Annotated in this window: 16 protein-coding genes; 1 reads left to right on the top strand and 15 read right to left on the bottom strand. The window is 34.0% G+C overall.

What is annotated here, in order from left to right; all coding sequences use genetic code 11:
• Window positions 1–289: 289 nt before the first annotated feature.
• The 11 genes from ACWPWS_RS02885 to ACWPWS_RS02835 all read right to left on the bottom strand — a co-directional run bounded on the left by ACWPWS_RS02885 (window position 290) and on the right by ACWPWS_RS02835 (window position 11316).
• Window positions 290–787 carry a hypothetical protein gene (locus ACWPWS_RS02885; RefSeq protein WP_454045417.1) on the bottom strand — a complete coding sequence of 166 codons (498 nt, stop codon included), beginning with the start codon at window positions 785–787 and terminating at the stop codon, window positions 290–292.
• Window positions 788–808: 21 nt separating this feature from the next.
• Entirely contained in the window at window positions 809–1669 is an 861-nt protein-coding gene (locus ACWPWS_RS02880) for a DUF4138 domain-containing protein (protein WP_454045416.1), read from the bottom strand.
• Window positions 1666–4023: a TraG family conjugative transposon ATPase gene (locus ACWPWS_RS02875; RefSeq protein ID WP_309513293.1), complete on the bottom strand. Its 2358-nt coding sequence runs from the start codon at window positions 4021–4023 to the stop codon at window positions 1666–1668. The genes ACWPWS_RS02880 and ACWPWS_RS02875 overlap by 4 nt, the downstream gene beginning before the upstream one ends.
• 52 nt (window positions 4024–4075) lie before the next feature.
• Window positions 4076–5254, bottom strand: coding sequence for a conjugative transposon protein TraM (traM, locus tag ACWPWS_RS02870; protein WP_454045415.1), 1179 nt, complete (start codon window positions 5252–5254; stop codon window positions 4076–4078).
• A 3-nt stretch (window positions 5255–5257) separates the two neighbouring features.
• Complete coding sequence (locus ACWPWS_RS02865; RefSeq protein ID WP_454045414.1) at window positions 5258–5665, bottom strand: M23 family metallopeptidase; 408 nt, start codon at window positions 5663–5665, stop codon at window positions 5258–5260.
• Between the two features lie 133 nt (window positions 5666–5798).
• Window positions 5799–7763 carry a type IV secretory system conjugative DNA transfer family protein gene (locus ACWPWS_RS02860; RefSeq protein WP_454045413.1) on the bottom strand — a complete coding sequence of 655 codons (1965 nt, stop codon included), beginning with the start codon at window positions 7761–7763 and terminating at the stop codon, window positions 5799–5801.
• 104 nt (window positions 7764–7867) lie between these two features.
• A complete protein-coding gene (locus ACWPWS_RS02855) occupies window positions 7868–8557 on the bottom strand; it encodes a hypothetical protein (RefSeq protein WP_454045412.1) in 690 nt (229 codons plus the stop codon).
• Window positions 8558–8605: 48 nt separating this feature from the next.
• Window positions 8606–8866: a hypothetical protein gene (locus ACWPWS_RS02850; RefSeq protein WP_309513298.1), complete on the bottom strand. Its 261-nt coding sequence runs from the start codon at window positions 8864–8866 to the stop codon at window positions 8606–8608.
• Between the two features lie 207 nt (window positions 8867–9073).
• Window positions 9074–9304 carry a hypothetical protein gene (locus tag ACWPWS_RS02845; protein ID WP_309513299.1) on the bottom strand — a complete coding sequence of 77 codons (231 nt, stop codon included), beginning with the start codon at window positions 9302–9304 and terminating at the stop codon, window positions 9074–9076.
• Between the two features lie 270 nt (window positions 9305–9574).
• Window positions 9575–9880, bottom strand: a complete 306-nt coding sequence (locus ACWPWS_RS02840; RefSeq protein ID WP_454045411.1) for a hypothetical protein — start codon at window positions 9878–9880, stop codon at window positions 9575–9577.
• 347 nt (window positions 9881–10227) lie between these two features.
• Window positions 10228–11316 (bottom strand): hypothetical protein, encoded by a 1089-nt coding sequence (locus ACWPWS_RS02835; RefSeq protein ID WP_454045410.1) that lies wholly within the window; start codon window positions 11314–11316, stop codon window positions 10228–10230.
• Window positions 11317–12164: 848 nt separating this feature from the next.
• Between ACWPWS_RS02835 and ACWPWS_RS02830 the strand changes: the two genes are divergently transcribed.
• A complete protein-coding gene (locus ACWPWS_RS02830) occupies window positions 12165–12383 on the top strand; it encodes a hypothetical protein (RefSeq protein WP_454045409.1) in 219 nt (72 codons plus the stop codon).
• A gap of 520 nt (window positions 12384–12903) precedes the next feature.
• On the opposite strand, the gene ACWPWS_RS02825 is transcribed toward ACWPWS_RS02830, so the two are convergent.
• From ACWPWS_RS02825 to ACWPWS_RS02810, 4 genes are all read right to left on the bottom strand, one after another.
• On the bottom strand, window positions 12904–13341 hold the full coding sequence (locus ACWPWS_RS02825) for an HvfX family Cu-binding RiPP maturation protein (protein ID WP_309513303.1): 438 nt from the start codon (window positions 13339–13341) through the stop codon (window positions 12904–12906).
• Window positions 13342–13402: 61 nt separating this feature from the next.
• Window positions 13403–14143, bottom strand: a complete 741-nt coding sequence (locus ACWPWS_RS02820) for an HvfC/BufC N-terminal domain-containing protein (RefSeq protein WP_454045408.1) — start codon at window positions 14141–14143, stop codon at window positions 13403–13405.
• Window positions 14133–14969, bottom strand: a complete 837-nt coding sequence (locus tag ACWPWS_RS02815; protein ID WP_454045407.1) for an HvfB family MNIO-type RiPP peptide maturase — start codon at window positions 14967–14969, stop codon at window positions 14133–14135. The genes ACWPWS_RS02820 and ACWPWS_RS02815 overlap by 11 nt, the downstream gene beginning before the upstream one ends.
• 70 nt (window positions 14970–15039) lie before the next feature.
• Window positions 15040–15375, bottom strand: a complete 336-nt coding sequence (locus ACWPWS_RS02810; protein WP_454045406.1) for an HvfA family oxazolone/thioamide-modified RiPP metallophore — start codon at window positions 15373–15375, stop codon at window positions 15040–15042.
• Window positions 15376–15525: the final 150 nt, after the last annotated feature.

The raw sequence follows: 15525 nt of genomic DNA, 5'->3' as shown, positions 1-15525 counted from the left end.
TATATATTGAGGTTGTTTAAACTTTTATATTCATTATTTTAATCACAAAAGGCACAAAAGTTTTAAACACTTAAGTTTTTTTGAGAACCAAGCCTTATGCGTCATAAGTACACCTAAGTCTTATAAAAATCTTTGCCTATTGAGCGAAGTCGAAATGTTCCTCTTATGTAAACTTTTCTGCGGTATCATATTAAACTTACTTAAGTGAACTCAAGTGTTTTAAAATGAAACCTTTTATGACTTTTGTGGTTTTGTAAAGTGTAAACAACTTTATTGATCAATATTGATGTTACTTGGGTATGAGGCCTAATTTGTAGAATAGATTGCTTTGTTCCGCCTCATATTTCATTTCATCCAGTTCCTGAATCAGAAAATTTAAAGTACTCATAAATCCTGCATCCAGCTTTTCTCTGTTTCCGCGGTTAACCTTTATCCCTACGCCAGCTATAAACGTATCTTCCAATATGCTGTTCGCTGCTTTAATATATTCCAGTTTCTTTCTGCACTTCCTTTTTTTAACAGGATTAAAATAAGGGGTGCATACCTTGGAGTACGTGGAAAAGTTGATAAGGTCTTTTTTAGAAATGGTAGTTCTGGCTGCATTTTCAACTTCATTGATAGCCGCAATCTGACCCAGCTCATCCAGGCTTTTTTTGGTCGCTTTTTTATAGTCATTAGTGACATTGTTCTCAAAGTACCTTTCCGCCAGACCTATGGGATCAATGTATGGTAACTGCCCCTTATACTGCAGTGAAAAAAACAGCAATAGCAGAATCAGATATTTCATAACTACATATGTTAATGATGTTTATATATATTCCGGAAATAAGAGTTTCTTTCTGGGAATGCGGATATTGACACTTCTTCCTCCGGCATGCTCTCCTACTTCCAGGCTCAGTATCTCATCTTCATTCAATGTGAATTTATCAAAGATGAAGGTAAGAACCCTTGTTTCGCCCAGTTTAATATTTCGCTGCTCGCCACAGGATTTTACCGGTGTCAGGATTCTCTCCTGATAGACATAATCTTTTTTGGCAGCATTATGATTCTTAAGCTTTGATCTGAAAAGGATCTGGTCTATATCTAAAGTGATTTTAGAGGTATTATAAATTTCTACGCGTAAGACCATTTTATTCTGAAAGTTCCTGTAATAGATTCCGTTCAAAGTCAGGTTCAATCCGTCATTATTATCTTTGATTTTTACGGTAGAAGGAGCACTTTTAGATAACATACACAATTCCTGAAGATCCTGTGCCGTCCTTTCTTCCTTTTCAATTTTGTAAATATTTTCTTTTGCAAAATAATCGATCGTAGTAAGGGTTTCCACCGCCTTATACGTTGTGATATCAGGGTTTCTGTTATACTCCATATCAATAGAATAATAACTTCCCTTACCATTAATCACGGTAAGATTCGCCTGCTGACTTTTTACATCTTCCAACTCTTCACCTGTATGCTTTAACTTGAGCATATTCCCAATGGTATCGGCAACGAAATAAGTAGATCCCACATCCACATATTTTATTTTTTCATCAAAAATAATGTGTGTGGTTTTCACATCTGAAACTTCAATGGCCTGGCGCTGAGATAAGGGTTCCAATATTTCCTGGGCAAAAGAGACCTGAGAACAGAGAAAAAATAGAATAAATAATACAATGTGTTTTTTCATTTCTTTTGAGAATTTAAATCAATAAAATCATTAATGGCTACAGACATATTTCCTTTGGCTTCGTATATGCCCCGGATTACTTTGTTTTCATCGGCATTGGAAGAGTAACAGGCATATCTTTCCGGGGATACTTTCACTTTATATACATTAGACATACTTCCTACTTTAACATATACCTCTCCTTTGTCTGTAGAGTAAAGTTTTTGAAGATCAGATTCACTGAGTGATAAATATTTAGAAAACTTGTCTTTAGAGGCCATTTTCTTTTTATGGGAAAGCATAATCAACGTATCAGTATTATTCACCATGGCAGGTCCGGCAGCGGTATCTAAGATATCTTCAAGATCCTGGGTGGCAATGGCAACCTCTCCATAAAACTTACGAACGGTTTTGTACAAATACTTGATAAACTCCGCCATCTCTCCTTTGGAAATAGGCTTCCAGCACTCGTCTATAAATATTGATTTCTTTACGCCGGGAATCTTTTGAATCTTAGTCATCACCAGATTAATACACAACATGGTAACCAAAGGAAACAATGTCGGGTGATCTTTAATGTTGTCCATTTCGAATACAATAAAACGCTCATGAATCAGGTTGGCAGGTTCTGCTGCATTAAGTATATCCTTATAATGTCCATCGTAAAAATCTCTGAGAGAGAGTTTAAAGCTGACCTTGTCAAAATAACTAGACTCTTCTTCAACCGCTGTATTTTCTGATATAAACTCATAGAAAGTAGCCATAGAAGGAAAAACATCATTATTAACGACATGCTCGTAATAAAGATCCAGGTAGGTGGACAATATTTGTTTTTCTTCTCTTGAAGCTCCTTCTTCTCCTTTCCATAAGAAAAAGATCAGTGAAAGCAGAAAGGTTTTCTTATCTATATTGATTTCATCTTCATCATAATAATAAAAAGGATTAAATTGTAAAGGTGAATTTAAGTCATAGGTAAAATAAACACCTTCCACCAGTTCACATAACTTTTTATAAGAGTTTCCGATATCAATCATAACGATATGGTGCCCCTGCTCATAATACTGACTGGCAATGTGATTGATCAAAAAAGACTTTCCGGTTCCTGAAGGCCCGAAAATTAATCTGTTTCGGTTCACGATGATTCCCTTTTTCACAGGCTCATCCCATAAGTCAAGACGTAACGGAGATTCATTTTTACGGTCACAGAAAAGAATTCCATCTTTATTGCTCTCATAATAGGACTCAAAATTCAGTAATGAAGAGGTTTGCTCGGATATTCCGATAAATTTATGATTCTCCGAAATATAGGCTGGTGCTCCGGGACAATTATTCATATATAATTCATTGAGTGCATATTTTACCTGATAAGGCGTAATTCCCAGATCTCTGAAAGCATTTTCCAGTAAGTTGACATCATGTTCCAGCTTCCTTTGTGAAACATTCCAGACAATCACACTGAAATGCTGATAAACAAACGTCAGCTCCCTTTCCAGCACATCTTCTACAAGATCTTCCACCTGGGAATACGTAACCTGATTTTCTCTGGAAAGTATCGCCATACTTTTAAACTGATTCATTTTGGTTTTCAGGGAAGAAAAAACTTTTTCTGAATCCTCAATAAAAATCACCTGATTGTAGATATGGTTTACATCCAGCCCTGTAGATACGGGCTGTATAAAAGGAATTCTAAAATCAGTTTTTGGGGTGGAATATTCAATGCTTTTGATGGTGCTATTAATGGTAATAGGAAGCTGATTATTAGAAGAGATGGTATACAATTCTGCAAATTTATTTCCTATCTGTAAGTTTTTATCAAAAAACATATCCCTCAGATTGGTTTCCCCTTCTTTCGAAAGAGATAAATATTTCCCTAACAGAGCGATAATCTGGTTATTATTCAACCTTTCTACTGCGAAAAAACCTTCCTTTGTTAAAAATGAAAGACTGGATTCTACAGCTTTAATAAAATCATCTATTCCATCTAAATATTTATTATACTGGCTGGAATTATTAAGGATACTTACTTTACTTTTGGAGTCCTTTATTATGGTGAGATAACACTCATGACTCATGGTCGGCTTTTCATGGAAAAACCTGTTGTCACTTGCTGATAAAAAATTAGGACTGTCCGATACCTGCTCTTTAATGGAGTCTACAAAAAAGAAATCCTGTTTCTGCAAAATTGTTCCGGCAGGTAAAGATCTGATTACTTTATCAAAAATAACACTGATCTGCTCCATCTGATCGCTATCAAGCGAATATATCTGAGGGAGCATCACCTTATACACCAAGCCAACATCTCCTTTTTTGCTCATTAACAAATCATCGTCTACCGCTAATATGTTAAAAGCTTTTTTGATATCTATATCTTTCATAATCTTAGGAAATAACTATTAAACTATTGTACTTTACTTCTACACGAATGTTCTAATTAAAACCAGAAGCATTATTGGAGGATCTTATATTGATCCATAACTGGTATTTTTTAGGTAAGAACACTCTCCTTTTTTCAAATACTTCTCTGCTTATTTCTTTTCCTGCTGATAAAATGGCCAGGTTTCTCGCCTCTTTTAAATCTATCCCGGTATTGGTACTCCCTCCTAAAACAGAACCACCAGCATTTGTTCCTCTTTGAATAGCATAATCGAAAACATCTTTCGATACTGTTGAAGGGATTTTAAGCCACGAATGATTATTCACCTGAATACCTTCTCTTCCGTCATAGTCGAAAACTTTAAAGTTTAACTGGTAAAGAACATTATCTTTTTTATAACTTTCAATGTCAATATTGATCCGGTCTTCTCCTAAAGATATTCTTCCATACACAATAGAATTCTTAGGAATTACCAGTCCACCCGGCACATCTGTAAGCCTCATATCTTCTTTTATCCGGATCGGAATAATATTTTTATCTAATATTCTCTTCTGCTCTATGGTTTCTGAAGGAATCAGCTGTAAAATCTTCTTATTGTTTCCGGCTGTTGTTCCCTGGAAAAAATTCTTTTGGTCACGAACATCATTTTTAACCAAATCTTTTTTACTTTCCCTGGTCTTTGATGCATCAGCAGAATCCAGTGAATTACGGGAGGCTGCACCTTCTGTTAACCCTGCACGAATCTTATCCTGAAGCGCAAATATTTTGCCCAGACTACTTTCAGAGCCTGACCCATAATCGGAACTATAACCTGAATTTGAACTATAGCCGGAACCGGAAGGGTAACTTCTTCCCTGTGAAGAGATGTTGGATAAAGCCTTCATATAGCGCTCCTGCCTTTTGGCATAATCATTTTCTTCAGTTTTGCCATCAAAATTCTGAAACTGTCCCTGCAATAATTTTTCATCTTCGGGAAGTTCTGTATCTATACCATACTTTCCATCTTTTGAAAAGTATTTCTTTAAATCTCTTTCATCCTGATTATAAATCTCTAATTTTGATTTTTCTTCAAGCTGTTTCTCATCTACATTGGGAGTTAAAATCAACTTATCATCAGATTCCTTTATTTTTGGGAATAATATCATACTCATAATCAAAGCAAGAATTCCTAGAGCGGCCACGAAAACAGCTCCAATAATGATCTTCTTTTTTTTATCCAGATTTGCAAACATATTTTATAAACTATTTTTACACATAATATTCAGAAACAATAAGGGGTCAATTCTTTTCCCTTCAACTATTATTTCATAATGGAGATGAGGACCTGTAGAATGTCCTGTATTTCCACTTAACCCAATCAGCTGGCCGGGCTTTACCAATTCACCTTTTCCAACAAATAAAGACATTAAATGCCCATATCTGGTTCTGAAACCTCCCTCGTTATCAATTAAGATGGTATTTCCGTATCCTCTTTCGTACATTGAACTTAATACGATTCCGTAATAGGTAGAAAATACAGCCGTTCCTGCAGGTACAGAAAAGTCAACACCCTGATGCTTTTTAAATACTCCATCAATAGGATGTTTTCTATATCCGAAATTGGATGAAACAATTTTACTATAGGATTCAACCGGTGGTATCATCTTTTGTGATTTTACTCTCTGATAAGTAAATACGATAAAAAGAATACAACACGCAGGAAAGATCCTACTTCTTTTACTAAGAACTCTATACATAAGAAGTGGTCATCATTTTATGTTTTCTCAATTACAAAAATCAATTCTGTTGAGTCTCCTCATGAGCGGATGGTTCACTGCCCATAGCAGCTTCTTCCTCCTGGGAAATTCTATATAATTCGTTTTCAATAAGAATATCTACTTCTTTTACAATTCTTTCAAAATTTCCATTTAAAACCTCACTGATCATTTCTCCTTCTATAACTGTTGGGATCTCCTTCTTAATCTGATCAGTACGTTTCTCTACTTTTATTTTCCCTCTGAAAATTTTTCTGTTAATTTCTTCTCCGAAATTATCAGCAATAACCCCTACAAATTCTCCCTGGGAAAGCTGAGATATAGCAGATACCGGAATGGCATACTCTAAATTCTCATTGATGGAATATGAGTTATTCGTATCAATGGTTACATTTTTTAATTTTTGCTTTTTCTTTCCAAATATTTCCTGAAGTTTACTGGCCGTCTCACTTCTTACTGAACCACTAAAAATATTACCTACGATATTAAATATGGTTTCGGCTACTTTATCGCCATAATCTCTCTTCAGCTGTTCAAGATCCTGCATTCCAATGGTTGTAGAAACTTTATTGGATCTTGCTGTTGCAATCAGGTTATCTAACCCCATAAAATACATGGTTGGCAGCTCATCCAATATGACAGAGCAAGGCTGTCTTCCCTGTTGATTTATTTCTTTCAGAAGTTGGGTAACTACAAGCCCTAAAGCTGGTGAATTAGTTGTTTGGGTACTTGGTGAGTTGGCAATTATTAATACGCAGGGACTTTCGGGATTATTGATGCTTAATGAAATATTTTCTTCCGGAAAAACATTATTACCCATTACCCAGAATAATTCTTTGGTTGCCAACTGCGACAGCGGTATTCTCGCAGAGGCTGTCTGACCTGAAAGCTGCTCGTAAGCCTGTTTTGCTAAAGCATCTGCAAAAGGAGTCATAAAAAACCTTAGTTCTGAGTATTGACCAAAAACTTTAAATACTTTTTCATCCGGCAAAGAAGCTAGAGAGATGGCATGAGGCAGCGTACAGAACTTCCCGTCTTCATAAATTCTTAAGAAATAAATACAGGCCGCGAAATAAGAAATCGCTGACTGAGCAAAAAAGTCTTTTTCAGTAATCCATTCTTTATTTAAGTTAAATAAAATGGTTTGTGATGCTTCAATGGCATCTGCAGCTTTTCTAATCAATTGAGGATCCAGAGGATTCACAAAATTAGATTTCTCCAGATCATCTAAAGAAACCACACAGAAACGAGGTTCAATGTCGTATTTTTCTTTATAATATTCATAGAAAGCAAATGTTTCTTTTGCCAGTGCAGGAAATTTAAAATCATACACCATCATCGAAAACTGCTTTTGAATATGCTGTCGAATATATTCTTCAACTACAGAATAAGACTTTCCTGATCCCGGAGTTCCTAAAACCATCGTAGCCCTAAAAGGATTCACCACATTAATTACTCCGTTTTCTGTTTTGAAATTCACAGAATACGGATTTTTCTTCACTACTTTTTCCTGTTCAAAAATTTGATTTTTATCATTAAATTCATCCTTCTTATCATAAAAATTGAAGTATTTTCTAAATTTTAAAAAACCAACGATATAAATAATATAAGAAGCAAAAGAGATAACAGTATAAGAGATAATTTCAATCTTCAAAACCGATACGATTAAGAAGGTGATCAGAGATGATCCTACTATGATAATATTCCTCATAAAAGAAGAATTTTCTTCTACTTCTCTCTTAACTTCAAACCCAAAGCAGCAAAAGGAAACAATGGCAAGGCTTATCGTTCGTAATAGCAAAGGATTCTTAATGAGTGGAAAAGTTTTAAATAACTTTATGATGAATATATTGATATATTCGTTACCCAATCCTTTTTCAGCTACATAACTATATTTAGAATAATAAATATCTACTAAAATAAATAGTATACTTACTAAAAAGGAGAATATAATTAAAATATCTAAAGAATATTTATCATTTTTCATTACACATACATTATAATAGAATTCCGTTGTTGAAATTCCGGATTATCATCAATACTTAGCAATCAAAGGATATTACAATACAATAGTGTATCCTTATCCTCGGTCTATTGGGAATCTTCTTCATTAGGAGTGTCCTCTGCCTTTACTCCATTGCCGCCATCGTTAACTGAAGCATTTTCAAACCCTTTACTCTTAAATAAATAATTTTCAATGAGTAAACCATGCGGATTATTTTCAGTTCTTGCTACATTATATAAATCGAAAGAGGAATAAAACAGATTTTTTGCACTCACATTCTGATCGACTCTGGAGACGCTGAGTTTTCCATAAACAGATGCGTGATAAGGATATTCTTTATCGTTAACTTTTATAGAATCTATCTCCAGTTTCTGAACCAGGTTCTGAGATTGTATCCTCGCAAAATGCCCGTTGGCTTTAAGCGATAAATACAATTGTTTTCCAGAGTTTCCAATCAGATAGAGCGCCTCATTGATATTCTTATCATAACTGAACTGATCATATCCAAAAAATAATCTGTGAAACACTTTAATCTGATTCTTGATCTCAGGCAGTCTGTAATTTTCGTAATCCTGATCATTATTCATAGAATTTGCAATGGCAGCCTGTCCTTTTTCAGTGATAATGTATATTTTTTTAGTAAAAACTTTACTTACATAGACAGCCCAGACTGAACTGGAAACAATAGCTATTATTGTAATAGAAAAGCTTAGCAATAATGCTTTTTTAACTAAAGAGTAAGTAGAAGGAATTTCACGTAATTTTTTTAAATCCATTGGTATTTTAATATTGATAAATGATGATACAGATAACAGAAAAGCATTCTATCTGAATATTTTAACTTTAAAAGAAACTTTTCTGCAATTTTCACATAAGGGATATTGATTTTCATCTTTGTTTTCTGATAGAGGAGCAATATTAGCCAGCTTAACATTCTGGTCGCTTTTACACTTCACACATGTCACAACACTACTATTCGAAACATCAAGCTTAGCAACCACTGCGTTTTTACCAGCTTCTGCTAAAGCTAACTTCACGTTTTCTTCTTCCCTATTGGAAGGTTCAACAAAAGATTTAAATTTCATAGTTCAATTAAAGACGTTCTTAATGGGCATACGATTAGGATACATGCCACCAAAAAATTTCAGGAAAAAATTGCAAAAAAGGTGGTATTGAATAATTTATGCTTTAAAGTATTCAGGATTCTTGCAGAGGTAAGTAGTGTTATTTAGATTTAAGCTATATTAAATTGCGTATAGCTTAAATCTAAACTGGTTAAAGAGTTCTTTATTCTAAATGAATACATGGGTAATAACATCAACCAGGCCAAAAATAGCTAACCCTATCACAAAACGGACAAAATTCTTTTGAGCCTGTTCGTTACCCTGCATATACTGAACAAATATCAGGAAAGCGCCCACCACTGCAAAAGCAGCTACTCCTGCATTCAATGAGGTTTTAAGGGTGGTTGTCCATCCATCAATTTTTGCCTTAATATCTTGAGAATATAGTAAACTACTCATGGGTAATAATAATGCGATCAAGCTCCTTCTATTAAATTTCAAATTTTTCATTTTTTCTAATATTTTAAAACTAAAGTTTAATTTTTGTTTGTTTATGTTTATCTGTAACCGGAATATCTGCTGAAAATGGAGTATTCATTTTTTGTCACCAGCATCCTGCAGAACTATATAAGTCTACCAAAACTCTTTTGATAATTGGCCCATCGGATTTAAACCCAACAACTCAACACAAGCCAGTTACGAACCTGAGAATAACCTACTTGCTTTTTTTTAAATTCCCTTGCTATCTTTTGAATTGATGCTAATCAGATTTTCTAATTTTTCATCAAATCTGACGCATTGCACTCCCATCTTAAAATCAAAAAAATATTCTTTAAATTCCCCTTTTCTAGGGTACTTTTTGATGATGTATAAATACAGGGTGGGAACTACTAAAAAGACTAATGATAACAGTACATTTTTAAATACAATAAAAAGAAACAGCATCAGACATATAACAACTATCATAGCGGTGATAACAGGATAACCGAAGATTAAAGGAGTTCTTTCTAACGTTTTTGGGGTTTTATATTCCATATAATTTGTGTTTATTTTAATTGAAAAAAGTCTTACTCATTACAAACAGTCCGCTTAAGGGAAATCTGTTTTGGTAATAAGGAATGGCAGGCCGAGTATAACTCGGATAAAATTTTCTCAGCCTGCTCATACCCAACCTATATTGATGAATACTAAATGTCTTCACAATGGTAAAACTTGCAGATTAAACACCAGCAGATTTACTTTATATTTCTATCATCAGAACTTTTAATGTCCTGCTAATAGTTCTTTGAGTAGATAACAAAATGATTGATCATACAAACAGCTGCAATAGTTTTTCAATCCCTAACTATACTGCTTATAGTATATTTTTATGTATTAAAATTCTAAGGCCTTCTTTGTGCTCTGGCAGGAACCGGAGGAGCTTGCTCAACTTTAGCTCTGGGAGGAAGTGCAGGAGCTTTAGCCTCAGCTTTCAGAGATCGAGGAGGAACCGCAGGAGCTTTAGGAGTATAATCTCTGGCAGGAATTGCAGGAGCAACTTCTTTATCCATTCCTTTCGCCTGCGCCCCATGAGACCTACCACCCTGTTCTCTAATCATTTGTGGCTTATTCTGAGTTTCAGTAAACTTAGACAGGTTTGCTTTCATATCGTTTCTATCATTCAAGACTACATTTTCTTTGTATTTATGTTTACTTGAATGAAGCTCCCCTGCGGCATCACGATAGGCATACAATCCCTCTTCTGTATCCTGATTTTCTGTATGATCATGTGAATTAACCCCTTTAGCAACAGACTCCTGCTTACCGGAAAGCGTTTTTTCCACCGCAGCAGTAAGCTTTTTCAAATCAATCCCATCCGGTGCTAAAATTCCGGTATTATTCGGATTTCTGCTTTCGTTAAATACTTTAATATTTTCCTTACTGTCATCCACAAAAATATTATGAACCGTATGCAACTCTTTATTTCTTAATCTTTGATTTTCTTCATATTTTTGTATTTCTGTATTCTTATCCTGAGCCATTATCGTACGATTACTATTAATTGGAACAGAGATTATTGAAATATCATTTAAGTGAGTTAAGCCATTCATTTCATATACTGCCTTAATCGCATTCGGATACATGGAGGCCGTTAATACAACAACATCAACCCCCTGGCCTTTACTTTTAGCGGCAAATTCATTCAAACCCTTTCCATCAAAAAAATCAAAGGTGTGAGCTTTATGTTTAGGATTCCCCTTAGCTCTTCCTTTATCCAACACTAAAGAAAGCTCTAAAGCCTCCCGTACCGCCTGTTTAGATCCCTCTGAAATAGGACCTGTACCCATAAGCTCCTTCATTAACTGCTTTTTTGTTAATCCAGGAATATCATTATTACTGTAATTACTGATAAAGCTATTCATACTATTATGAAGGTGGCCGTCAAATTGTGTGTTATCGAAGTCTAAAAAGACATTTGTTTTTGTTTTCATTTTTATACTTATTTATTAATACTCATTATTTACATTACTAAAATCTATAAGATTTTAAATCCCGGCGAGACATCACCCGATTAAATACTAATAATCAATATTTTACATTATTTACAACAGAAAAGAAAATATACTTATACAATACAAGTCTGGAGAAACAGCAGAAACCGTATTAAGAAAATCATCCTGTGCATAATAGGTCATTACAATGTGCTTATTGTTTAACTATTAATCATTTGCAAAATTAATTGATTTGATAATTCGCAAAGAAATAATACTGTAAGAATAAACAGGCGGGCGTGTAGTTTTTATTTGTGTTCATTAGCTGAAAAAAAATTACATCACCTGGATGGATTTGCTTAAGTGACAACTATTTTCGCATACCACCATACCATTTTGAACAGTACAAAAATGGTTGATAACAGACCCCAATCAATGTATTTTAAGAAGATCATCCATTGTATTACCTATCATTAAAATGTGTTTATTTTTTAATTATTAATAATTCCAAAACTACCTGATTTAATATTTTATCCAAAAAAAATACTGTAAGAATAAACAGGCAGGTCTATAGTTTTTATTCGTATTAATAACTGGGAAAAAATTACACGATCTTCGGTGTTTAGCTACTGCTGAGAAATACTCCTCACAAAAAATGGATGACCTTAGTAACTCTTCCAATAGTTTAATCTATGCATAAAAACCCAACTTATATTTTCACTCCTGCAGTTTAATATCTACAACTAACAATCAGTTTATCAAGCGTTTAATCAATAATTTCGCTCAGAAAATAATAAGCCAGTCATCTGGAAAATATAATTATTCAAGCCGGCTAAAAAAAGAAAGATATGATGAACGATTTACTTACTATTGCAATTATTACTGCATCTGTTATTACTACCTGTTTTTTGATCATGAGTTTGAAGACCAGCAACCATTCATTTGGAAAGCTATTACTTCAACCCATACAAACGGCGGCAGGCAAAACGAAAGTATTACACATTCTTTTTAAAAGGAATCTCAGGAATGGAAAGATTACTTTCAAAAACCAAAATCACAGAAAATAAATAAAGAGATTTGTTTCTCCTATAATCACAGCCTTATTCATCCTTAAGTATGTAAGCAACAACAGGAAAGACAATAAATAATGTCATCTATGTAGTTTTATAACTACTGATTTTCAACTTACAATGGGAACTATTTTCCTAAATTTACCATTGTAAAAATCACTTATTATAAATATTTTTTCTTCAACCAATAGTGCTTTGGGTTCAAAATAATCTGAAACAATTTTCAAAAAAATCTGTAAATGAAACTAACCTTACCAGAAATGGTATATTTTTCAGATGAAAGTGAACCCAGGGCTTATTAAAACTGATTTTATATTTCTACAAATACCCTTTTTTCAGAGAATTACGAATCAACCAGCCATAGACGATCATAAAAAAGCAAGTGTCAGAACACCTGCTTTTTTCATTTTATGATACTCTAACAAATATTATTTAGAGAATAGGGACTAATCGGTTAGCTTCATTTTTTAACTCTAAAAAATTCTTTGAAATTTTAAGAAGTCCGAAGAAAATAGATTCAGTTTTCAATTCTGTTTAGTTTTAAAAATTGATCCAGGCTGCATTTTCCGGCACCAAAAGATAAAAGAGTAAGGAGCATCAGAATATAATATAATGGGATTTCAAAACCATTATCTCCCGCATCAAAACCATTTCCCCAATGTACAGTAACAATGGCAACAATCATCGTAATGATCAAAGGAATGGAAATCCATCTGTTGAGCAGGCCTAAGGTTAACAGAATTGCTCCCAAAAGCTCTGTTCCTGTTGCTAAATAGGCATTCAATACAGGTAAAGGAATGTTTATCATCTCAAACCATTCCGCAATACTGTCAATATCTTTTAACTTCATTATTGCCGGGTTAAAAAAGCCATATGCCAGCACCAAACGTAAACCTAATAAAACAAAATCTTTTATTCTATAAGACCTGTTCATTATTTCGTGTATTTTTTTCATTTTAATGTAATAATATTAAGAAAAGACCAGGACAATGATCTTTTATAAAAGTAAATTCTACTTATATCCGGTATCCTAAAAAAATAGTATTCTGCAATGCGAACTGTTCAAAATCCTGATATAATTTGATGATTTTTTCCCTGTCGTTATCATATCCGTCAAGTAATTCTATGAAATCTTTTCTGCTGAAACAGCCTTCGTTGGCTTTTAAAATGATTTCCACAAAAGGATACGAAAGATCGTTGAACTGTATTTGTTTTGTATAGAAGTCCCGATGTACAGAAACAAAATACTGACCTTTGTCTTCTTCTGTAATTTCTTTCACATTTTTTAGATGAATCGGATATTCTGTAGATAAAATCTTAATTTCCGGATTAGGGATAATCCCATCTTCCTCTGATTTTTTTTCTCTACTGAATTGATCAATGGGCAAATCCTCCATCATAAAAACTTCAATCTCCAGCCATTCATACTGTAGTAGAGTAACAAGAAAAGGGAAGTTTTTCTTAAAAGGAAAATCATGTTGCTGATAATAGTCTGAAAATTCCTGCGGAAGCTTCCATACCTGAGGAGTTTGACATTGGTGGTGTTCAAAAAAATGCTTTACCATCCTTTTCCATCTTCTCCTACCGATCAGTTTCTTTGCCATAGGAAATGCTCTTTTCAAGGTATCTTTTATCACATTATACACCAGCCTTCTGTAATGAAATGTATGCTCCTGAACACTGGTTGGCGGTTCATACAAACCGGTTCTGCAATACAAAGCAAGATTGGTTTGAAGGGAAAATGTTTTATTGTCCATATTCAGTATCCAATTGAAGTGTTAAGATTTCGTTTTTTAACAATTTCAAAGTATCAATTTCAAATTGTAGATTTTCCAATTCCGGAATATTAAAGTCCCTTTCCAAAAGAACAGGAATATCTTTGCCTATTTTCTCTATAGCCCACGCCAGTAATTTATATACGGGATCAATAATATCTTCTCCATGGGTATCTATAATTAAATAATCATTGACCTTGTAATGGCCTGCTATATGAATATATTTCACTTTATCCAGGGGCATGCTTTGGATAAATTTTTCAGCATCATATTTGAAATTAAAAGCATTAACATACACGTTGTTTACATCCAGCAGCAATTCGCAGCCCGTCCTGTTGACAATTTCGTTAATGAAATCTTCTTCTGACATTTCAGCCTCTAAAACAGTATAATAACTTCCGTTTTCCAAAATTAACGGCCTTTTCAAAATATCCTGAACCTGAAGAATATTTTCAGAAACCCGTTCTATTGCGTCCTGGGTGAAAGGAATAGGCAACAGATCATATAAATGGGCATTATCTACTTTAGAGAAAGTAAGATGTTCGGAATATAATACAGCCTGAGTATCTTCCAAAAACTGCTTTACCTGCTTCACAAAATCCTTATCTATTCCTTCCGGACTCCCTACAGAAAGAGACAATCCATGACAGTAAAGCGGGTATTTTTCCAGTACCTTCTTTAATTCCCTCTTCCAGTATCCTCCAACTCCCAGCCAGTTTTCGGGCGCTACTTCCACAAAATCAGGTTCTAAAACATCCGTATTTAAAAATGTTTTGGAAAATTCTTTTCGATAACCAATTCCTACCATAATCTTCTATTTACCGATGGTACTTAAAAAATCAACAGACCTGTTATACAAGTCTGCCGATTCCAAAAAACTATTTAGTTGATGCTGTTTTTGTCTTTTTAGTTTTTTTAGCTTCATTCTTAGTTTTTTTCCCTCCACATTTTCCTTCACCGCATTTTCCTTCGCCACATTTCCCTTCTTTAGTTTTCGTTTCTGTTTTTTTCCCTCCACATTTTCCTTCCCCACATTTTCCTTCTGAAGTTTTTTTCCCTCCGCACTTAGCTTCACCACTTTTTCCTGTTTTACCTCCACAAGCAGCCTCCGTAGAATGTGTTTCTATTGATTTTACATTGGCGAAAGCAGTGTTGGCTCCTAATGTAAACGCTCCCAGAGTCAGAACTCCTAATAAAATTGATGGTTTTTTCATTATTTAAAATTTTAAAAATTATGTTGTATTATTTGATTCCGGAATGTAATTCTCATTTATATCCAAATCCATGTTCCTGATTTACTTTAAAAGTGGGAACTCATCCGTATTTTTCACCGCCGGTAATCAGTATTTTTTATCCTGGCACAA

It is taken from the genome of Chryseobacterium sp. Marseille-Q8038, assembly GCF_965111995.1.
Note: the sequence above shows the minus strand (reverse complement) of the source record. Positions and strands in the feature narration are given on the sequence as shown.